Below are 21,758 nucleotides of genomic sequence, written 5' to 3'. Positions count from 1 at the left end.
TATAATGGAACAAACATTCAGAGACATCAATTTTGAAACCGATTGAGATATTAAGTCATTTAGATATATACCTCTAATAATTTTATTGTTTGAGTTGTACTTTTTATTAATACATCTTTTACAACTGCAGGAATTAATATTGTTTCTCCAAGAGAAACAGATAAAGAATGTCCTTGGGTATTTATTGTACCATTACCTTCTACACACATCAATATTTTAAAAGAATCCAAATCTTTGTAGTCTCTTTGAAAACTATCTTCTACTTCGATAACACTGGTTGTAAAATAGGTTCCAGAAATAAGGTTGTTAACTTTGTTATTATCTTCGTTATATTCTAATTTAAAAGAAGCATCTGCTTTAAAGTCTAATGCCTCCAAAGCTAAATCTGTATGCAATTCTCTTTCGTTTCCTTCAGAGTCTTTACGATCCCAATCATATACTCTATAGGTAATATCTGATGTTTGCTGGATTTCTGCAATTAATGATCCTGCCCCAATTGCATGTATCCTTCCTGCTTTTATAAAATAGCTATCTCCTTTAGATATTTTTTCAAAATTGAGCAGTTTTGTTATTTCTTTTTTTCTTAAAAAATCTTCGTATTCTTCTTTGGTAGTATCTTTATTAAAACCAACGATCAATTTGGCATCAGGGTCTGATTGAACAACATACCACATTTCTGTTTTTCCAAAAGAATTATGACGTTTTTTTGCTAGTTCATCATCGGGATGTAATTGAACAGACAAGTCTTCTTTGGCATCAATAAATTTTATTAATAAAGGAAATTGATCTCCAAATTCTTTATATATTTTCTTTCCTAATAATTCGCCTTTGTATTCCTTTATTAGATCGTTTAATGTTCTACCTGCAAATTCTCCATTGTAAACTATTGAAACATCATCTCCTACTGTTGATATTTCCCAGCTTTCTCCTACATTTTCTGTTTCTGTGAGTTTATTGAGAATAGTTTTTAATTTATTTCCCCCCCATATTTTTTCTTTAAGAATCGGGTGAAATTTTATAGGATATAACATAGTTTTTAGTTTTTTAGCCCTTCTTTAATAAGTTAAGAAAATGAAAATAATTTGTATAAATAAACATTTATTAATCTTCTTTAACAAAACTATTTATAGATCTAGACATATATTTAAAGAAATAAAATAAAGAAACCAACCCTATAAGAAACATCGGGATAGTAAGGAGCATCCTGTTATATAATTCCTTGCGTTTAGAAATAATATCACCGTAATCTACTATAGAATAAATTTCTTTATTAAAAACTAAATCATGTTCTTGGTCATTAATTAATTCTATCAAAAGTTCTTTCTTTTGTAATAGAGATGCTACAGATACCATTGGCAATTTTTCTTGTCCAGAAGAAATTATAACATTCTCATTTTCTGCTTTTAAAGGGGTTTTTTCAAGATTGTTCAAATAATTATCTATAAACTGCAGGGATTTTTTATTTCGTTCTAAATTTTCTTTTGTCTGTTGTAATTCTAAACTTGCTACTTCTTTGAAGTAGTTATTAGATTTTATATAATTTAAAACAGAGGATATAATTTTACTATTATATTCACTTTCTGTACTAAACTCAAAAGTAAGTTTATGGTGTTTATAAAAATCTCTAAATTTTTCTTCTTCTACCTTTCCATCATCATAAGCTTCCATAATGTCTTTAAAAAATTCTCGATTTTCGTATCTCTCTTGTAAATTATCTAATACATCTGTACCCTTTATAATAGGCTCAATGCTTATCCTTTTTACATTTTTGATATTCTCTTTATCAATCCCTAATTTTTTTGAGAAATGATCATCTTTAAAATTATATTCTAGCTCGTCAACAAAATCATAAATATATTTTACACTATTGTAGTTTGGTTCGATTATGATTTCCTGAACAAAGTTGTTTTTTGTGTCTTGATTTTGATCTAAAAAATATCCTGTTACAACCCCTATAACCAATAAAATAAAGAATAGAATTGCTTTTTTCTTATAAAATGAAATTATAGAAATAACTAATCTCAAAAAATTCTTAAATGCATTTTTGATCAATCCAAAAATTTGCATTAAGTCTATCTCATCAGTATTGTTTTCTTTATTCATGTTGTGCTTATTATTTTTCTTTAAATATTTGTTCTATTATTTTTTCGGTAATTAAGTACGTTGGTTTAACGCCACTAGTTCCCAATCCGCCTGATGCTAATGTGCTTCCTGTTTCTAAAGGGTTATCTGATGCATAATATGCATATCTTACTTTAACTTCGGGGCTTATACTACTTCTTAACTTTGAAGCTGATTGTATTGCTTTTTGATAATGTGCTCCTTCCATTTCTAAACCAATCACATTCCAGGTAGAATCATGAAAAAACTTTAGAATATCTCTGTTTTGTAAGGATGTCCCTAAAACGGTTATCATAGCGCCATCGTATATATCAATCCCATTACCTTCTAATTCTTCTTTTTTAAGTTCGTTTTTAAATGGATAATTATCTGCTGTTCCTTCAAAAACATGGGCAGAAGGTATCATAATATCTCCTTTTCCTCCTTCCAGTATTCCTGCTTTTCCCATTATAGATATGGATTTAACATCTATGTGGGTTTTTGTGTTATTTTTATTGATATATGGTTTTAGCAGCTCATCCATAGTTTCATAAGCTTGCTCTCCAAAAGCATAATCCATTACTATAATTACGGGTTTATTTTTATCTTCGATATTAGCAATAAGTTCTTTTAGTTTTCCTTGGGTATATAGTAAAGTATCAAATATTTGCACATTAATATTAGCTCCGCTTTGATCTTCGATATATGTCATACCTTGCTGTAATGCTATTTTTTGCACCTTTGCTCTTAAGCTATCATTTGCTTTATTACTTAAGGATTCATATACATCAAATATTTTTTTGTTTTTAAGCTCTGTTTTTAAAGCTATAGGTACGTATAGTGTGTTCATAACACTATGCATATTTGCACTAATAATATGGATTGGCCGTTCTAATAAGTCTAGTTGTTCTAATTTATTTTTAATTGTATTTGCCCAAATTTCTCCATGAATATGGTGACCAAGTCTTTCTCTTAGCACCGGGCTAAATGTTACAATTCGTTTATTGTCTTCAATAGACTCTTGTATAGCTAATTTACCTAACCAATAAATAATATGTAAAAATCTCTCTTTATTTTCAATACACGAAAATCCGCTATAAACAGAGGACACCTCTTCAAAGGTTCTTCCTAAAATATTTGCAGTATGGGTTAAAGCTACTTCTCTTTCGGCTTTAGTTAAATCTTTGCTTGAAAGCACTGCTTTTTCTAATTTTTGCCAATCTCTGGTTACATTACCTTGTTCGTTGATTACTACACGGTTCATTATCTTGTGAGATTCGATAAACAAAAATGTAAGATGCGTAAGAATATCATAAATCTCAGATCGCCCACGGGTGATCTCTATATTCATTTGTTCTTCATCAATACGATAGCAGTTTCTTCTTCTTTTTGGGGGCACTATGGCTTTAAAGTGGGAGTTTTTATACCCTTCTTCGCTAGTTAGATTGATATATCGACATTCTTCAATGCCATACGGCAGTCTGTCTATAACGTACAATAAGCCGTTAAGTTCTACTTTTTCTTCTGCAACAGATCCATAAATTTCTGGACGAAGGATCAATAGTGCTTCTCTAAGAGTATCTCCAGAAACGCCCATAGGTTTATAAAAACCTCTATTAAAAAGATGGCGCATAGTAATATACATGCGTTCTATCGCGCTAGAACTTTCCTGAGCTCTGGTTCTTCCTTGTAATATAAGCTTTGCCATAAATTTTTCCTAGCAAATATAGTTTATTTGTCGATCATAGTAGTAAGGGCGTCTGCTATTTTTCTATCATTAGAAAGTCTGGGAAGCTTATTTTGCCCTCCTAATTTACCAATAGATTTCATATAGTTTTTAAATCCATCTTTGGGAATTATCGTAATTTTTAGGGTTTCTAATATTTTCCCTTCTATTAGATCGTTATAATATGAGTTTTGTCTTCGTAAGGAATTCTCTATCTCTAAAGTTAATACTTCTATATCTTTTGGAATTTCTCTAAATTCTATAAACCATTCATGGTAAGGTAATTTTTTATCCTTTGGATTTACTTGTGGTGCAACGGTAAAATCATTAATTATTGCTCCTGTTTTTTCTGCTCCAATACGAATTGCCTCATCCACTTCTTTACCGATAACATGTTCTCCAAAAGCAGATATAAAATGTTTTATTCTTCCTGAAACTATCACTCTATACGGTGAAACACTGGTAAACTGTACTGTATCCCCAACATTATATGCCCACAATCCTGCATTGGTAGAAACCAATATTACATAGTTAATCCCTTTTTCGACCTCGCCAATAGTTAATCTTTTGGGGTTTTCCTCAAAAAACTCGTCTGCTTTTACAAATTCATAAAATATACCTGAATCTAATTGTAATAGCATTCCTTTTTTGCTCTGTTTATCCTGAAAGGCAAAAAACCCTTCTGAAGCAGGGTATAATTCTATCCCTGCAACTTTTCTTCCAATTAGTTTTTCAAAAGTTTTTTTATACGGTTCAAAATTAACTCCTCCATATATAAAAAGCTCAAATTCTTTAAAAAGTTCTCCTATTTTTTTATTGGTTCGCTGCTGTAGTTTTTCAAAATACATCTGTACCCAAGGAGGAATACCGCTAATTACTGCCATGTTTTGATCTATGGTTTCTTCAACAATAGCATCTACTTTTTTCTCCCAATCTTCCATACAATTGGTTTTCCAGCTAGGCATTCTGTTTTTTTGAAGGTATTTGGGAACATAGTGTGCTACAATTCCTGAAAGCCTTCCTAATAGTATCCCGTTTTTTTCTCCCATTTCGGGGCTTCCCTGAAGAAATATCATCTTACCATCTACAAAATTGGCTTTACCAGTTTCTGCTATATAACATAAAATAGCATTACGTGCTGCTTTTATATGAGTAGGCATAGAATCTTTGGTTAAAGGAATGTATTTTGCACCACTGGTAGTTCCTGATGTTTTGGCAAAATATAATGGCTTACCTGGCCATAGAATATCTTTCTCTCCTTCTATAACTCTATTTACATATACTTTTAATTCTTCATAATCCCTGATTGGGACATTTTTTGCAAAGTCTGAATATGTTTTTATGTTTTGAAAATCATGATCTTTTCCAAAAACAGTATGTTTTGATTTATTTATTAAGCTTTTAAAAACTTGTTCTTGAGTTTTTACGGGGTTAGATGCCCACTTATCTATTTTTTTACGAATACGTTTGGCAAATATTTTGGCTCCTATTGCTTTTAAAGACATATATAATTATTGTTCAAAGTCAATGAAGTTTGTTGGATCTGTTGGATATCCATCCCTCCATAATTCAAAATGCAAATGAGGTCCTGTAGATAATTCTCCTGTTGAACCTGCTGTGGCTATTACCTCTCCTGCCTGAACCTGTTCTCCTTGTTGCTTGGATAACGAAGAATTGTGTTTATAAACAGTAATCAGGTTATTATTATGTTCCAGTATAATCACATGCCCTGTCTCTGCTGTCCATTCAGAAAAAATAACGATTCCGGAAGATGCTGCTTTTACGGGTGTATCTTTGGGAACTGCTATATCTATACCATAATGTTTTTCGTCTACATTATAACTTGAGGTAATATTACCTTTTACTGGCGGAAACAGTGAAAAATCAGAATCTGATTTTTCACTTTCAAACAAACTATACTTATCTTCTTTAGATACTTCTTCACGAAGTTGCATATCTTCTTCTGAGGGGTTAAGATCTACTTCTTCGGGGCTAATTTTTTGAGATTGTATTGCAGAATCTACATCAAACTCCACAGTTTTAACATCTCCGGTAAGCACTTTTCTTATAGATTTATAATATTCCTGATTAATTGCAATTACAGATTCTAAAGAGTCTGTTGTAGCCGCCAATCGGGTGGCTCTTAAATTTAGGGATGTAGAAGAATATCCTGGTATATATTCCCTTAATGGAGTAAATGCGATTAAAAATGTTGTTCCTGCAATAAGAACTATAGAGGTTATAGTAACCATTACAAAAACATTAAGCCTATTAAGTTTAAAGGATATTCGCTCCTCAAAGGTGTCTTCATTAAGGATGACCAGGCGGTACTTATTAAGCAGCTTTTTAGTTATCTTTTTTTGTTCTTTATTTTTTTTTGCCATATAGATTACATCTTCTATAAAGAATGTTCTCAAATCGGTATTATTAATCGCAAATATACGTAATCTACCAATATTAAAATACAACGCTTTGGGATATATAAATCGTCTTAGAAAACTTATAAAATTGTTCTAAAAATTAGTTTTAACAACTTATCCGGATTTAAAAATCCTGTTCATTTTTCAATATCCGGGGTATAATCTCAAAATATGATATAAATAACACCTCTTTAAATGGTTAAAGATTATTAAAATTGTGCAGGTTTCATCATTTCTTACTAACTTTGCATTCTAATAGTTTAAGATCATGATATTATCTAGTATATTTTTAGGAATGATAGGTCCATGGCAAATTGCCCTAATTGTAGGGGCTTTATTACTTTTGTTTGGGGGGAAGAAAATCCCTGAACTAATGAGAGGACTTGGCAGTGGTATAAAAGAATTTAAGGATGCTACAAAAGAAGACGATGAAGATCCTAAAATAGATAAGAAAAAATAATTTTTATTTTACTACATATTACAAACCTCAACTATAGTTGAGGTTTTTTGTTTTTGCCGCTTTTTTTGAGTATAGAGAACATTTTTTAACCCGGATCATCAATGTCGTTAAGTTAAGCTGTATCTTTTTGAGGATTAAATATCTGTAAAAGCAAAATACCCCTTTACTTCCATCCTACGCCGTGATGACAAGCAGAAAGCATTGTGTTTTTAAGCACAGTTCATCCTGCAATTTGTCATCCTGTTGAAGAACGGGAGTGGAATACACCATTAACAAACTTTAAATCAATAGTTTAAACCCTTAACTAAACGACATTGCCCGGATCATGCAATAGAAAATCTATTACACCTTTAATCTACTGCAAATACAGCTGTTACACTTGATTTTTTAATAACCATAGCTCTTCGATAAACCCAGGGTAAACCGCTATGCTAAAACTAAGAAAATCATTGTATTTATGGTATCTCAAAGTCTCATAACGAAGTTCTGTTGCACAATCCGGGTTTAGCCAAAAATAGAAGAATTTTAGCCTCAAGCCGGAGTTGTACTGTTTGAATTTATTTGTATTTGATTACTATTTCTTAATCAATAAGAGAGAGTTGTATCCTTTTTCTGCTTATATCAACCTCTATTACCGTTACCATTAAGTGTTGATGTAATTGTACTACTGCATTAACATCACTAATAAATTCGTTTGCTAATTTTGATATATGAATTAAACCACTTTCTTTGATTCCTATATCTACAAAACAACCAAAATTTGTAATATTATTCACAATTCCTGGTAATTTCATTCCTGTTTTTATATCTGTAATAGCTTTTACATTGGGATCAAACTCAAATACAGTTACTTTTTTTCTGGGATCTACTCCCGGTTTTTCGAGTTCCTTAACAATGTCTGTTAATGTTGGTAGCCCAACCTCTTCTGTAATATAGCTTTGTAATTTGATTTTTGAAATAGCTTCTCTATTACCTATTAGTTCACTTATAGGAACTCCGGTATCTTTTGCCATTTTAGATACCAGCTGGTACCGCTCCGGGTGTACCGCAGAGTTGTCCAACGGGTTTTCAGGGCTTGTAATTCTTAAAAATGCTGCTGCTTGTTCATAGGCTTTACCTCCTAATCTTGGTACTTTTTTTAGTTCTTCCCGAGATTTTAATGCTCCATTTTCGGATCTATAAGCAACAATGTTTTCTGCAAGTTTTTCTCCAATACCCGAGACATAGCTTAATAGAGGTACGCTAGCTGTATTAACATTAATTCCTACACTATTTACACAACTCATTACTACTGTATCCAACTCATTTTTAAGTTTGGTTTGATCTACATCATGCTGGTATTGCCCTACCCCGATTGCTTTAGGATCTATTTTTACTAATTCTGCAAGAGGGTCTGCTAATCTTCTTCCTATAGATACTGCTCCCCGTACGGTAACATCATAGTCTGGAAACTCTGCTCTTGCAATTTTAGATGCAGAATATACAGAGGCTCCGCTTTCATTGACCATAAACACCTGAATTGGTTTTTCGAATGGGATTTTTTTAATAAAAGCTTCTGTTTCTCTGGCGGCTGTTCCATTACCGATACTAATAGCTTCAATTTTATAAGCATTTACCAGAGATCTTATTTTTTTTATTGAAACTGTAGTTTCCCGCTGTGGTGGATGTGGATAGATATTTTCATTATGCAATAAATCTCCTTGCTCATCTAAACAAACCACCTTGCACCCGGATTTAAAACCCGGATCTAGCGCTAATATTCTTTTTTGACCTAGTGGAGAGGCTAGCAAAAGTTGTTTTAGGTTTTGGGCAAATACATTTATGGCATTGTCATCTGCTTTTTCTTTAAATTGATTTAATATTTCTGTAGAAATTGCAGGGGCTAACAATCGTTTATATGCATCTGATATTGCTAAAAAAACATGATCTGTGCATGCTTCAACATTGGTTTTTATTATTACATTATCAATAATGTCTAGTGCATCATCCTCTGGCACTGCAATTTTTACTCTTACTATTTTTTCATTTTCGGCTCTTAAAATTGCCAATAACCTATGCGACGGGCATTTATGTAATGGCTCTTCCCAATCAAAATACTGTTGGTATTTTTGAGCATTTTCGTCTTCTTTTTTGGTTTTTATAACTGCAGAGGCTATTGTTGCTTTACGTTGATACAATTTTCTTAGTCCATTTCGGATTTTTTCATCTTCGTTAATCCATTCTGCTATAATATCTCTTGCTCCTTGCAGTGCTTCTTCTTCAGATGCAACAATATCGTTTAAGTAATTGGATGCAATAAAAAGAATTTCTTCTTCCTTTTGTTGCATAATAATTTTTGCCAAAGGCTCCAGACCTTTCTCTTTTGCTACAGTTGCTTTTGTTTTTTTCTTTTTCTTGTATGGCAAATAAAGATCTTCTACTTCTGTGAGGGTTTCTGCTAATAAAATTCTTTTCTGTAATTCTGGTGTTAGGGCTTCTTGTTCTTTAATAGTAGCAAGTACGCTTTCTTTTCTTTTTTCTAATGCTTCAAAAGCTGCTTTATATTTTACAATTTCACCAATAACTACCTCGTCCAGATCTCCCGTCATCTCTTTACGATATCTGGCAATAAAAGGTATTGTTGCCCCATCGTTTAAAAGAGAAATAGTTTTTGTGATTTGTTTTTCTGAAACAGGGATCTGCTTCGCTATAAAAGAAATAATCTGCATCAATATTTAATTTTTTATTTTAAACCTTCATTGTTTACAAACAAAGGCATCCTCCTATTTAAAAAGCCAAAAGAACACATCCTAATCCTAATAAGATGGATTTTTTTGACTTACACCATTTTAACATATTGAAAAAATAAAGACCAAAGGTAAAACACATACTTCATATTGTTATATTCTACTCAAAAAATAACATGATAAAATTTTTATACAGCCTTGTTTTATTACGTTGTATTCATATTTTATGAGGATACATATAATGCTAAATTGAAGGTTTTATTTTATGCTAAAAAATATTTTTTTGTGTAAGCTATAGATTTTTGTAGGATCAGAAGTGGCAAAAAGCTTATTCAAAGTGTACTGTTTTTATTATAGCTTCCAGTTCAAACATATTGTCTCTTTTGTCTAATGAAGGGGCAAACACAAAACCTTCTAGCACCATCAGCCTGTTATTGGCAGTATCTTCAATAACATAATTTACAAATGGTCCTGCCATAAAACGATCTTTTATTTCCCATGTTCCTTTAGTTTCGAATGTAAATTTATTGTCTAATGTAGTCTCATAAATATAAGGTGCGTATGCTTCTTCTGTAATAAAACTACCAACTTCGGAGGTTGGGATTTTTGCAATTCCTATAGAGTCTCTCATTTTTATAATACTAGAAATAGTGTTTGAATCTTTAGATACAATACCTATAGGCAGTTCATATATCATTAGGTTCATACTACCATGAGAGATATCTTTTCTAATCCAGAAAAATTTATCTTCTTCTATAGCAATTCTATATGCGGTTGGAATATTTAAGGTTATTCCTAGTTTTTCTTGTAGTTGAGGTATTTTTTCTAAAGACTTTTTGATTCGTCTTTGTTTTTCTTGTGTTTCTGCAAGTTTATATTTTGAAACGATCGTTTCATGGTGTTTATTAATTAAATTAGTAATCTCATCATCTGTTTGTCCTGTAATTACTACCCCTACTTGTGGAGTAGCAAATTTATTAGTTAATATGCTATAATTACTTTTTTCTTCTTTCCCTTTTTTAATCCAAAGAAAAGTTCTGTTTTTTCTTGCTAAGCCATAAAATGCTTCCTCTGGCATTTGCCTCATTGAAAACAAAGGTTCTTCCTGAGGTAAACCGGGGACTTCTGCTCCAAAAAATTTGCGAATGGTATCTCCAATATTGCTTTTCCATAATTCATTATCAATTACGACAGAAAGTTCATTTATTTTTCCTACAGAATGTGCCATTGCACCCATTGGTGCTTTTTTTTCATCTTTTTGGTTTTTTTTACAACCTGCTATACAAAGCAAACAAATGGCTACTAAAATGGATATTTTTTTCATAAGGGAATCTTTGCGGTTATGATTTTGAAAGTTTCAGTTTCATACCTGGTTTTATACCACTACCGCTAATATCGTTCCAATTTTTAAGATTCTCTACAGATACTCCTTCAAATTTTTGAGAAATACTCCACAAAGTATCTCCTGTTTTAACTGTATACTCTTCAGAACTGTTATTTACTACCTTGGTTATTGTTTTGGTAGTGTTTTTTGGTTTATCAATAACTGGTATGCGTGAATGAATTGTTAAACGCTGACCGACTCTAAGATTATTACTTCGCAAACCGTTCCATTTTTTAATCTGGCTAACTCTTACTCCGTACTTTCTTGCAATCTTTCCTAAAAAATCTCCATTGCGAACCCGATATCGAATTGCATCATTGGCTTCAAAATATTTGGGCAATGGTTTTTCCCGCTTATCAAACTCTGCTTTTGCCAAAGTATATATTTGATTTTCATTGGCTACAAATGGTCCTATTTTATCCAATGGTAACCGCAACACATAATTTTCATCTTTAATATAGGGGATGATATCTAATTTATATGAAGGATTTAGAAATTGCAGCTCTTCAATATCTATATTCATATATTCAGATACCTGATCTAGGGATATCATTTGTTTTACTTGTATTGTATCGGTTTCAAAATAAGCAAATTCTGGTTTTCTTGGTTTAAAGCCGTGCTTATCTGCGTATTCAAAAATATACATTGTTGCCAAAAATGCTGGTAAATATCCCGCAGTTTCTCTGGGCAGGTTATGTCTGATGTTCCAATAATTTGTATATCCTCCACTACGACGAATTGCCTTGGTAACGTTTCCTGGTCCAGAGTTATAGGATGCTAATGCAAGATCCCAGTCTCCAAATATTTTATACAAATTTGCCAGGTATTTACAGGCTGCTTTTGTTGCCATAATTGGATCCATACGTTCGTCTACATAAGAGCTTACTTCTAACCCAAACATTTTACCGGTGCCAAACATAAATTGCCATAATCCTGTAGCTCCTACTCTGGATTTTGCTCTGGGTTTTAATGCAGACTCTACAATAGCCAGATATTTTATTTCTAAAGGTATATTTTGATTATCTAATTCTTGTTCAAAAAGAGGAAAATAAAAGTCACTAAGTGCCATTAATCGTTCTAAATGTTGATGCCTGTTTTTTAAATAACTTTTTATTACACTCTCTAACGCAGGATTATATTCTACATTAAAAGGTGTACGGGCATTCAATTTTTTTAATCTGGCTTTTAATGTATCTGTAGGAAGATCAACATATTCTACTGGTTCATACTCCAGATTTGCAACAGAGTTATAAATAGTATCGTATAAATCAGAATTATACAATTCTTGTTTCCATAAGGAATCGAGGTGTGACATTTTGGGATAATCCTTTGTCACGTACATTACACTATCTTTTATACTGGTAGATGTTATCGTTGTAGTTTGTAATTCTCCACTCGTTTTAATCATCTTAGTGGTATCTATTACTCTAACCGTATTTTTTTTAAAATCAAGTTTTTCTTTTAAAACAATCTCTTTGTCTTTTACCAGGGGCGATTGTTTTTTTGGGTGTTCTTGTCCTGTTAAAGAAAAAGAAAGAAAAAAGAAAGAAAAAAATAATATATGGTATTTATTCATTGTACAAATTCGTTTATTGAAATTGTTTAAAATTTATATTTATTTGGCAATATGTATTGTTTTTAACACCTTATCAACCGTACAATAGCGAAAATCGTATTTTTTTTCTAAATCACAAAAAATCAAGGCGTTAAAAACACTAAAAAACCGGTTAAAAAAACCGGTTTTTCTTAATTTTTGAAAAATTTATGCTTTTTCTTACAAAAAATTATCCTATTGCTGCAATTCCTGGTAATATTTTACCTTCAAGACTTTCCAACATAGCTCCTCCTCCGGTAGAGACATAACTTACTTTATCTCCAAAACCAAATTGTTTTACTGCTGCTACAGAGTCACCTCCTCCTACCAGTGAAAATGCTCCTTTTTCTGTTGCTTCTACAATAGATTTTCCAAGAGCTATGGTTCCTTTGGCAAAGTTTTCCATTTCAAATACCCCAAGAGGTCCGTTCCAGAGTATTGTTTTGGATTGTAAAATAACTTCATGGAATTTCTTTATGGTCACGGGTCCTACATCCAATCCTTGCCAACCATTAGGGATCATGTTTACATCCATCACATCTGTATTTGCATCATTGCTAAAAGCATCGGCACCCAACACATCTACAGGAAGATGAACCTGTACTCCTTTTTCTTTTGCTTTTCTTAAAATCTCCAGTGCTAATTCTTGTTTATCATCTTCGCAAATCGAATCTCCAATTTGTCCTCCTTGTGCTTTGATAAAAGTATATGTCATTCCACCACCAATAATCAAATGATCTATTTTATCCAAAATATTTTCGATAATCGTGATTTTTGAAGATACTTTTGATCCTCCTAATATGGCGGTAACTGGTTTTTCACCGCTTTTAAGAACTTTATCTATACTTTCTATTTCTTTTGCCAATAAATTACCAAAACATTTATTATCTGCAAAAAACTGTGCTACAATAGTTGTGGATGCATGCGCCCTATGTGCTGTACCAAAAGCATCATTAACATAAATATCCCCTAGTTTTGATAACTGCTCAGCAAAGGCAATATCTCCACTGGTTTCTTCTTCATAAAATCTTAAATTTTCTAACAATAAAACTTCTCCCGGATTTATAGCTGCAACAGCTTCTTCTGCATCTTTACCAACACAATTTGCCACATATTTAACTTGCACTCCAAGAACGTATGATACCTTGTCTATAATATGTTTTAACGAAAATTCGTTTTGTACTCCCTTTGGTCTTCCCAAATGAGACATCAAAACAGCACTACCTCCATCTTCCAAAATTTTGATTATCGTTGGTTTGGCAGCTTGTATCCTGGTATCATCTGTTACTTCAAATTTTTCGTTCAAGGGAACATTAAAGTCTACCCGTATTAATGCTTTTTTATTTTCGAAATTAAAATCGTGAATTGTCTTCATCTTAATGGATTGGTTTTTCGCAAACGAAAATAATTCTATTTCCTCAAAAACAGTTAAATCTGGAAGAAAAATTACTCCGAAATAAGAGTAATTTTTCACTTTTATTGAATGTTTAGAAAAAACCCTTTTTCAATAAAAAAATCTTATTTGATTTATAGTTTTACATTTTTTACATAAATATTATTTTTTACCATTATAAATTTGCGAATCCTAATAGTACGCACCGTTCTTATTTTTATATTTGCCTCATGCTTTTTTCGGACATACTAGGCCTTACACATATAAAGAGTTATCTAACCACAAGTGCTAACCGCAACAGGATTCCTCATGCACAGCTTTTTGTGGGAGCAAATGGTAGTGGAACCCTGCCTATGGCTATAGCTTATGCACAATATGTGCTTTGTCAAAACCAAAATGGTGAAAATACGGAGGGTAACCACGCCTGCAATATTAAATTCGATCACCTTGCTCATCCTGATTTGCATTTTGTATACCCTGTAGCTGTAAACGATAAAGTTAAAAAACATCCTACTTCTGGTCATTTTGCAGAGGAATGGAGAAAATTTGTTAGAGAAAACCCCTATGGTAGTATTTTTGATTGGTATCTTTCATTAGGGATTGAAAATAAACAAGGACAAATAGGAGTAGATGAAGCGTTAGAGATTGTAAAAAAACTTTCGCTTAAAAGTTATGAGGGCGGATATAAAATAATGTTAATCTGGATGGCAGATAAAATGAATACTGCCGCATCCAATAAACTTCTCAAATTAATTGAAGAACCTCCTGCCAAAACTATTTTTATCCTAATAACTGAAGATGAAGAGCAACTTATACAAACTATCAGATCTAGGTGTCAGGTTTTACATTTTCCCCCATTAGGAGAGCAGGTAATAAAGGAAGCTCTTCAAAAAAAAGAAAACCTATCGGATAGTGAAGCTTTAAAAATAGCACATCAGGCAAATGGGGATTATAGCAAAGCTTTACACCTGTTACACCATGATGGTGGTGATGACCAGTTTGAAGAATGGTTTATACAATGGGTGCGTACTGCTTTTAAAGCTAAAGGCAATAAATCTGCTGTAAATGATTTAATTACCTGGAGTGAATCTATTGCTTCTACAGGAAGAGAGACTCAAAAAAAATTTCTGAATTATTGTTTGGATTTTTTTAGACAAGCAATGTTGCTTAATTATGGTGCCAAAGATTTGGTTTTTTTAGAACCTACTACCAAAGGTTTTAAATTAGAAAATTTTGCCCCTTTTATTCATGGGGCTAATATTATAGATATTTGCAATGAATTACAGGATGCAGCATATCATATAGAACGAAATGGCAATGCAAAAATAATTCTTACAGATCTGTCTATAAAATTAACCCGGCTTCTTCATAAAAAAGATTAAAGCTATTTATCTTTATATTCGTTCTTAAAATCTTGTTCTATATTTGATTTACTAAACTACTTACTCATGGATAATTTTATAAATAATATTGTTTCGATAACTATCTTATTATTTCTTCTTATTACATTTTTACAATCTGGTATAGATAAAATAATGGATTGGAAAGGAAACCTAGGATGGTTAAAGGAGCATTTTGCAAAGACCTTTATGGGCAATATCGTTCCTTTGCTTTTGGGTATTGTTTTAATTATTGAAATGGTTACGGCTATATGTTGTATTATAGGAATCTATACCCTAATTACCAACAACGATATCTTTTTTTCAGTTCTGGCTATGTTTTTGGCTTGTATTACTCTTTTAATGCTGCTATTTGGGCAAAGAGTAGCAAAAGATTACCCTGGCGCTTTAACAATTACTTGTTATTTTATCGTGGCTGTTTTTGGTTTGTATGTAATTTCATTATAATACTTTTTATAATTGGCATAAACAGGTAGTAAGATTAAACCCGGATCATGCAATAGAAAATCTATTACATCTTTAATCTACAGCAAATACAACCCGTTACACTTGATTTTTTAATTTAACTCATAGCCCTTCGATAAACTCAGGGTAAACTGCTATTCTAAAACCAAGAAAATCATTGTATTTATGGTATCTCAAAGTTTCATGACGAAGTTCTCTGTGCATGATCCGGGAAATGTCGTTAAGTTCTGTATCTTTTTGATTAAATATCATCATCTGTAAAACAAAATACCCCTTTACTTCTAAATTCTTAACTTAATGACATTGATGATCCGGGTTAAACAATAAAAGCGCCCTTTTGGCGCTTTTATTGTTAATTATATATTATATATATCAATACGTACATCCACATTTACTTTGCCTACACCCAAAATCAAATCCTAGTGTAATCATGTGGGATCCTGCAGCTGTTGTTGGTTGTAATACCTCATTAACATTAATCTGATATCCATAAGCTACATAAAAATTAGCTTTTTTAATACCTATCATAGGAGACACAGACAAAGGTTTAAAATCCTGATCGACCAAAGATCGAAGACTAATCCCTGCCCAGTAATAATCTCCTCTGTGCATTTTACGTACTTTTAAGTTAAGATCTGTTGTAGAACGACCATCACCCGCAAAATTTTGATATAGTACAGATGGTTCTACTTCTATATCGCTAAATTTATGATAAAACGTATATCCGGTATATAAATAATAGTTCTGTATTTGCGATGGTTCTGTAGGGTTAAAATCATCTATCTGCTTTTGTAACAAATTTACGGCATTGGCACTCAAAAAGAATCTTCCTAATCGATATAATAATCCTATATCAAAATTAGAATCATTTACACTTATATCTGGTAACCCTGGATTTACTGGGTTATCAGGATCTCCGTTATTAAACTTAGAAGTATCAATACCAAACTGGGTAAACTTATAACTAATACCAAACGAAAGGTATTGATTATCATACTCACTTAATGTTAAATGGTGTGCAAAAGATAACTGAATACCTTTTTGTGTGGTAAAACCATTATGGTCATTAAAAAGGATTGCTCCTACTCCTGATCGGTCTGATATCCTACCGTCTATAGATAAAGATTGTGTTCCCGGGGCATCTTCTATACTCACCCATTGTTCAAAGCCAGAACCTCTGATCTGCCAGCAATCTCCAATACCTGCATACGCAGAGGATATCAAATACGGGTTATCTGCTATATATTGGTTTTGTACAGGTGCAAAAAACTCCTGTGCAAAAGTGCAATAGGTTGCAAATAGACTAAATATTACAATATACTTCTTCATCTAACATTAAAAATTACAGATCATTAACTTTTCTCTTTCAATATCTTATGGTTTTTCCATATAGTTTATAACTCACCCAGACTATTAAATATTATCTATATAATGTAAAGTGACCTGTAAACTCTCTGTTATCTATATCATTAAGGATAATGGTATACCAATAATCCCCCGATGGAAGTTGTTTACCTTGGTAAAGACCATCCCATCCTTGTTGATTTCCTTTAAACTCTGCCAACATTCTACCATATCTGTCAAATACCATTACTTCCATATTTTCAAAAAAGAACGGATCATCTGGATTAGGAGTTATTTGTCTTGGATACCAGAATCTCTCTTCAATACTAGTATTTGGCTTATCTGGGGTGAAATAATTTGGAATACGAATATTAATGTATGTAATATTTTGTACCGTTAAAACTTCACAACCATCTGCATCTACAACTCTTAATACATAATCTGCAGTTTTTCGTATGGTAAAAATATTACCGTCTAACTCTGTAAAGTCAGATGGCTCTAATTGTTCTAGGGTCATTCCATTTTCCAAAATTGTAAAAGAGAAAGAATAGAAAGGTTCCTTATCGAATCTTCTTCCTCCAGAAGCTATAATCTGATACTCATTAGGATCTTGCGAATTACCTGTCATTTGAGCAACTGGTATTGCTAACGGTGTATAATTAAAGATTTCAATTGTATCTACCGTTCTTGTACATCCCTGAAACTCCATAACTCCTTCATATTCTCCCGGGGTTACTTCAAAAACACCTGTTAAATTAGAGTTGTTAGCAGGATTAGGAGTGCCATTAATACCATTTAAAGTATAGATTATACCTAAATTTCTGGACTCATCGATAATATTAAATTCTACAAAATACTGTTCCTCTCTTGTCATTATCGGGTTTCTAGGTTCTGTATAATCATATACAGGACATACCAATCTTGGTATCAAAGTAGCTCCCAGATTAACTCCAGGTTCAATTTCAATATTAAATGCTCCCTGGCAATTTGCATTATTTTGAGAATCTCTAATAAATAATGTAGTAGTTCCTCCCGGAAGATTATCAATAAATAAGTTAGCAGGATCTAATACTGGTTGATAATTTACTCCATCAATACTCCAGAAATAACTTGGATCTGCAGGGTTAGCTGGTGGTAATCCTCCTGTTATAGATACATTTGCTGTACCATTCATATCTCCTGCACAATCCTCTGGAGTTGTTGCGGTTATAGTAGCCAAAATTGCTGCTGGTTCTATAATTATGATATTTGTTTCTTCTACCGGACAACCTTTACCATCTTCTACCTCTACTCTATAGGTATCAGCTGGTAAATCTATAAACGTATGTTCCCCGTTAAGATTATCTATATCATCTTCTAAGAAAGTGTACACCGCATTACCCGCACTATTATATAGTGAATAGAAATATGGATTAGTTCCTCCTCTAGGACCTGATGGAGGTGGAATTCTATTAATTTCTACACGAATACTACCATCGGTTTCCCCATTACAAGAAATTGGAGTAGCAGAAATAGTTATATCAAGTTCTAATGGTTGACGTATTTCAAATGGAGTAACAATATCAACACAATCACCACTAGTTACCGTATAGGTATAAGTACCAGCTAATAAGTCTCCAAAGAAACTTGCTGTTTGTGGGCCAACAGCAACCACTCCTCCTAAATAGTCCGTTCCTGAAATACTATACATATAGTTACCTAATCCTCCTGTTGCAACTGCATCGATCGAACCTGTAGGCTCACTATAACATACTATCGATATGTTATTTAAATCTAACGTTACCACAAATGGCTCTGGGTCTCTAACTTGAATTCTAGTAGAAGCCGGAGATTTACATAGGTTGCTATCTCTTACATAAAAATCATAATCCCCTGCTGGTAAATTTAAGAAGGTATCACTTACTTGCCAAGTTATGGTAACTCCATTATCACTACTAACTCCAAATTCATATCCTGGAATTCCTCCTCCGGGAATAACCTGAATGTTGTTAGGGTTTGCAGTAAGACAGCTTATACCTGTAGGAGTAACATCTATAGTTACTGCTGGTGGCGCATTAATAACTACTGGATTTTGAGTGATCTCACAATTAAGGTTATCCGAAACTGTAACTATATAATTTCCTGGTTTAAGATCTTCCCATCTATACGTATCTGTAGTGCTAGACAAACGTCCGGACTGTGATCCATCAGGGAACGTTAACATAAAGAAATATGTTCCTGCTCCTTGACCTCCTGTTGCTGTTGCAACAATAACACCATTTTCACTATCTGCACAAGCCAATGTTGTTGGTGCAATAACATTTAATCCTATTGGCACAGGTGGTTGGATATTTATATTTCCTGTAGCTTCACAATTATTAGCATCTCTAACTCTAACCACATAATCCAGTCCTGCCGGAGCAACTCCTGCATCTAATCCAAATCCTCCAAATCTTGGATCTGTACCAAAAGGTACTAAGATCGCTCCACCTGACGTTTCTAACTGATACTGGAATGCTCCTGTGCCTCCTGTTGCAACAGCCTCTACTGTTGCATCATCTCCAGGATTACATGTTTCATCTTGTATTTGATTTACAGTAACCGTTATTGGAGTTGGTTGGTTTATGGTAGCTGTATTAGAAACTTCATCGCAGAAAGGCGTAGCTAATGCCTCTACTGATACTCGGTAAGAACCTCCAGATAAACCACTTATTGTTAATGGGTTTGTAGTAGTATTAGCACCAGTACTTGGAATCACAACTGCTCCTGTTACTGTATTTGTTACTGTATAATTATATGCTCCTGTATAGCCTCCAATATTCAATGACAGCTCTCCCGTGGTAGCTCCTGCACACAATACATTTGTAAGTGTAGTAAGTGTAGCTGTTATCGTATCAAATGGTGCTATAGTATATGGTGTGGTGTCTATAAAACATCCCGTACCCTGGTCTGTAATCCTGAATACATAAGAACCAACACTTGGTAATGCAAAAGTAGCAATAGTTTGAACTCCTGCAGGAGGATCCACATTACCTGTTCCTGCAACTACTCCTAACTGACCTGGTACTGCTCCACTTATTTCTGAAAAATCAAATGGACCTACACCTCCTGTTATAGAAACAATAACCGTCTCCGGATTATCACATGAAATTACTCCTGCATTAACAGCTCCTGTATCTCTGGTAACTGTAGGGTCTGTCATAATCGGGAATGCCGGTACAATAACATCAAAAGTAGCAAATGCACAATTATTGTTATCCGTAACTGTAAAGGTATATGTTCCCGCAACTGTAGCGGTAACATTATATTGTACTCCTGCGGTTGCTCCATCTGCATCTGCAACATCGGTCTCTGATCCACTGGCTGCTCCTGTATATGAAACATCATAAGGCGCAGTACCGCCCGTAATAGTTAAGGTAATTACCGGGAATATATCTGCATTAGATGCACTACAACCATAAGCTGTCTGAGAATCTGTTACATTAAGTGCTGCCGTAGGACCGCCTATGATAATCTCTAACGAAGTGCCTGAACATCCTTTATTTGAAGTAGCAACTACTTCATAACTTCCTGCAGGAAGCCCAGTAAATAATGGGGCTGCTTGTGGACCTGCTATAGTAGCTCCTCCTCCAAATGGACGAACTATATACGTATACGGTGTGTGATCATCTGCCGTAGGATCCAAGCTTACCAAAATAGTACCATCATTTCCTCCAAAACAAGAAACAGGGGTCGGAACTCCGGATGGAATTGGGTCTAAGAACGTAGGTATTATTATATCAAAACTTGCTGTACATCCTCCCGGTGCCGGTGGATTTGGACCAATTCCACTGTCATTAACTTCTACTCTATAATTGCCTGGCAATATTCCTGTAGCACCCGGTATTGTAGTACTTGTAAAAGTAACCTGATCTGCTCCGGGACCTGGTGTCTGTGTAACTCCTGCTACTGCAAGCCCTCCTCCATCTAATAAAGTAAAAGTGAAGTTTCCTGGATTTGCCGTAATATCTGAACCACCACTTACCGTAGCTACAATAGTACCATCATTATCACGACACGTAGGCTCTGTCATGGTAGCTGTTACTATCAACTCTGGGTATATCGTGATAGTTTGTGGCAACGATGGGCATCCGTTTTCATCAAAAACCCGTACACTATATGTACCTGGTACAGAAACTGTGAATTGATGTTCTGCAACTGTAACTCCATTTCCACGAACAGGAGCATCGACCACGCCTGAAGGATGTGTTAATTCATAACTTAAATCTCCTGAACCAGGCGGCACAACCACACTTGTTGTAGCAGTAACTGTAAATGTATAGTCATTATCAAAAGTACAAGGATCATCTACAAATCCAGGTATAGGATTCAATACTGGTGGTGCAACAACTCCTGGTATCGTAATCTCTTCAGAAGTTACGCAACCATTAGCATCTTCAACAAAAATAACCCATGTCGTATTGGTGGCAGGATCTAAATCAAAAACCCCTGTTAATGGATATACACCCGGGTCTGGTTGTGGTGCTGCTCCTGCAACTGCTGCAAAACTATAAGGACCAACTCCACCTGTAGCCTGCATAGTAACAGTCGATAAAAGATCATTACAGTGAGGTATTGTCGCACTATTCATAATTAGTGTTAATACGGTTGGCTGGTCTATGGTAGCTGTATTAGAAACTTCATCACAGAAAGGCGTAGCTAATGCCTCTACCGATACTCGGTAAGAACCTCCAGATAAACCACTTATTGTTAATGGGTTTGTAGTAG

15 protein-coding genes are annotated in these 21,758 nt (G+C 33.6%); 3 read left to right on the top strand and 12 right to left on the bottom strand.

Annotation, left to right across the window (positions count from 1 at the left end):
- Positions 1 to 59: 59 nt before the first annotated feature.
- The 5 genes from ACZIYX_RS08815 to ACZIYX_RS08795 all read right to left on the bottom strand — a co-directional run bounded on the left by ACZIYX_RS08815 (position 60) and on the right by ACZIYX_RS08795 (position 6,210).
- Positions 60 to 1,031, bottom strand: a complete 972-nt coding sequence (locus ACZIYX_RS08815; protein WP_462681851.1) for a type I phosphomannose isomerase catalytic subunit — start codon at positions 1,029 to 1,031, stop codon at positions 60 to 62.
- Positions 1,032 to 1,101: 70 nt separating this feature from the next.
- The gene (locus ACZIYX_RS08810) at positions 1,102 to 2,103 is read right to left on the bottom strand and encodes a hypothetical protein (RefSeq protein ID WP_462681850.1); all 1,002 of its coding nucleotides are present in this window, start codon (positions 2,101 to 2,103) and stop codon (positions 1,102 to 1,104) included.
- 10 nt (positions 2,104 to 2,113) lie between these two features.
- A complete protein-coding gene (locus tag ACZIYX_RS08805; protein ID WP_462681849.1) occupies positions 2,114 to 3,808 on the bottom strand; it encodes a DUF6909 family protein in 1,695 nt (564 codons plus the stop codon).
- Between the two features lie 23 nt (positions 3,809 to 3,831).
- Entirely contained in the window at positions 3,832 to 5,331 is a 1,500-nt protein-coding gene (locus ACZIYX_RS08800) for a GH3 auxin-responsive promoter family protein (RefSeq protein WP_462681848.1), read from the bottom strand.
- 6 nt (positions 5,332 to 5,337) lie between these two features.
- Positions 5,338 to 6,210: a M23 family metallopeptidase gene (locus ACZIYX_RS08795; protein WP_462681920.1), complete on the bottom strand. Its 873-nt coding sequence runs from the start codon at positions 6,208 to 6,210 to the stop codon at positions 5,338 to 5,340.
- A gap of 304 nt (positions 6,211 to 6,514) precedes the next feature.
- On the opposite strand from ACZIYX_RS08795, the gene ACZIYX_RS08790 reads away from it, so the two are divergent.
- The gene (locus ACZIYX_RS08790) at positions 6,515 to 6,706 is read left to right on the top strand and encodes a Sec-independent protein translocase subunit TatA/TatB (protein ID WP_462681847.1); all 192 of its coding nucleotides are present in this window, start codon (positions 6,515 to 6,517) and stop codon (positions 6,704 to 6,706) included.
- 581 nt (positions 6,707 to 7,287) lie between these two features.
- Here ACZIYX_RS08790 and ACZIYX_RS08785 read toward each other — a convergent pair.
- The 4 genes from ACZIYX_RS08785 to ACZIYX_RS08770 form a co-directional block, all read right to left on the bottom strand.
- Positions 7,288 to 9,414 (bottom strand): Tex family protein, encoded by a 2,127-nt coding sequence (locus ACZIYX_RS08785; protein WP_462681846.1) that lies wholly within the window; start codon positions 9,412 to 9,414, stop codon positions 7,288 to 7,290.
- A gap of 346 nt (positions 9,415 to 9,760) precedes the next feature.
- Positions 9,761 to 10,756: a DUF4837 family protein gene (locus ACZIYX_RS08780; RefSeq protein WP_462681845.1), complete on the bottom strand. Its 996-nt coding sequence runs from the start codon at positions 10,754 to 10,756 to the stop codon at positions 9,761 to 9,763.
- 16 nt (positions 10,757 to 10,772) lie between these two features.
- Positions 10,773 to 12,392 (bottom strand): lytic transglycosylase domain-containing protein, encoded by a 1,620-nt coding sequence (locus tag ACZIYX_RS08775; protein WP_462681844.1) that lies wholly within the window; start codon positions 12,390 to 12,392, stop codon positions 10,773 to 10,775.
- 208 nt (positions 12,393 to 12,600) lie between these two features.
- Complete coding sequence (locus ACZIYX_RS08770; RefSeq protein WP_462681843.1) at positions 12,601 to 13,785, bottom strand: phosphoglycerate kinase; 1,185 nt, start codon at positions 13,783 to 13,785, stop codon at positions 12,601 to 12,603.
- A 248-nt stretch (positions 13,786 to 14,033) separates the two neighbouring features.
- On the opposite strand from ACZIYX_RS08770, the gene ACZIYX_RS08765 reads away from it, so the two are divergent.
- Positions 14,034 to 15,185, top strand: a complete 1,152-nt coding sequence (locus ACZIYX_RS08765) for a DNA polymerase III subunit (RefSeq protein WP_462681842.1) — start codon at positions 14,034 to 14,036, stop codon at positions 15,183 to 15,185.
- Between the two features lie 66 nt (positions 15,186 to 15,251).
- Entirely contained in the window at positions 15,252 to 15,650 is a 399-nt protein-coding gene (locus ACZIYX_RS08760; RefSeq protein WP_462681841.1) for a DoxX family protein, read from the top strand.
- Between the two features lie 120 nt (positions 15,651 to 15,770).
- On the opposite strand, the gene ACZIYX_RS08755 is transcribed toward ACZIYX_RS08760, so the two are convergent.
- The 3 genes from ACZIYX_RS08755 to ACZIYX_RS08745 form a co-directional block, all read right to left on the bottom strand.
- Complete coding sequence (locus ACZIYX_RS08755) at positions 15,771 to 15,923, bottom strand: hypothetical protein (RefSeq protein ID WP_462681840.1); 153 nt, start codon at positions 15,921 to 15,923, stop codon at positions 15,771 to 15,773.
- A gap of 117 nt (positions 15,924 to 16,040) precedes the next feature.
- On the bottom strand, positions 16,041 to 16,997 hold the full coding sequence (locus tag ACZIYX_RS08750; protein ID WP_462681839.1) for a PorP/SprF family type IX secretion system membrane protein: 957 nt from the start codon (positions 16,995 to 16,997) through the stop codon (positions 16,041 to 16,043).
- 91 nt (positions 16,998 to 17,088) lie between these two features.
- Positions 17,089 to 21,758 (bottom strand): T9SS type B sorting domain-containing protein (locus ACZIYX_RS08745; RefSeq protein ID WP_462681838.1); only part of this gene is annotated, 4,670 nt, incomplete at its 5' end.

Source organism: Aquimarina sp., assembly GCF_977115655.1.
This window is presented reverse-complemented; position numbering and strand designations above follow the sequence as displayed.

What these genes read in the sequence shown, in the direction of transcription:
- ACZIYX_RS08780 (WP_462681845.1), bottom strand. Translation starts at nt 10,756, where the DNA reads ATGAAAAAAATATCCATTTTAGTAGCCATTTGTTTGCTTTGTATAGCA.
- ACZIYX_RS08790 (WP_462681847.1), top strand. Translation starts at nt 6,515, where the DNA reads ATGATATTATCTAGTATATTTTTAGGAATGATAGGTCCATGGCAAATT.
- ACZIYX_RS08810 (WP_462681850.1), bottom strand. Translation starts at nt 2,103, where the DNA reads ATGAATAAAGAAAACAATACTGATGAGATAGACTTAATGCAAATTTTT.
- ACZIYX_RS08770 (WP_462681843.1), bottom strand. Translation starts at nt 13,785, where the DNA reads ATGAAGACAATTCACGATTTTAATTTCGAAAATAAAAAAGCATTAATA.
- ACZIYX_RS08795 (WP_462681920.1), bottom strand. Translation starts at nt 6,210, where the DNA reads ATGGCAAAAAAAAATAAAGAACAAAAAAAGATAACTAAAAAGCTGCTT.
- ACZIYX_RS08765 (WP_462681842.1), top strand. Translation starts at nt 14,034, where the DNA reads ATGCTTTTTTCGGACATACTAGGCCTTACACATATAAAGAGTTATCTA.
- ACZIYX_RS08800 (WP_462681848.1), bottom strand. Translation starts at nt 5,331, where the DNA reads ATGTCTTTAAAAGCAATAGGAGCCAAAATATTTGCCAAACGTATTCGT.
- ACZIYX_RS08785 (WP_462681846.1), bottom strand. Translation starts at nt 9,414, where the DNA reads ATGCAGATTATTTCTTTTATAGCGAAGCAGATCCCTGTTTCAGAAAAA.
- ACZIYX_RS08775 (WP_462681844.1), bottom strand. Translation starts at nt 12,392, where the DNA reads ATGAATAAATACCATATATTATTTTTTTCTTTCTTTTTTCTTTCTTTT.
- ACZIYX_RS08805 (WP_462681849.1), bottom strand. Translation starts at nt 3,808, where the DNA reads ATGGCAAAGCTTATATTACAAGGAAGAACCAGAGCTCAGGAAAGTTCT.
- ACZIYX_RS08750 (WP_462681839.1), bottom strand. Translation starts at nt 16,997, where the DNA reads ATGAAGAAGTATATTGTAATATTTAGTCTATTTGCAACCTATTGCACT.
- ACZIYX_RS08760 (WP_462681841.1), top strand. Translation starts at nt 15,252, where the DNA reads ATGGATAATTTTATAAATAATATTGTTTCGATAACTATCTTATTATTT.
- ACZIYX_RS08815 (WP_462681851.1), bottom strand. Translation starts at nt 1,031, where the DNA reads ATGTTATATCCTATAAAATTTCACCCGATTCTTAAAGAAAAAATATGG.
- ACZIYX_RS08755 (WP_462681840.1), bottom strand. Translation starts at nt 15,923, where the DNA reads ATGATGATATTTAATCAAAAAGATACAGAACTTAACGACATTTCCCGG.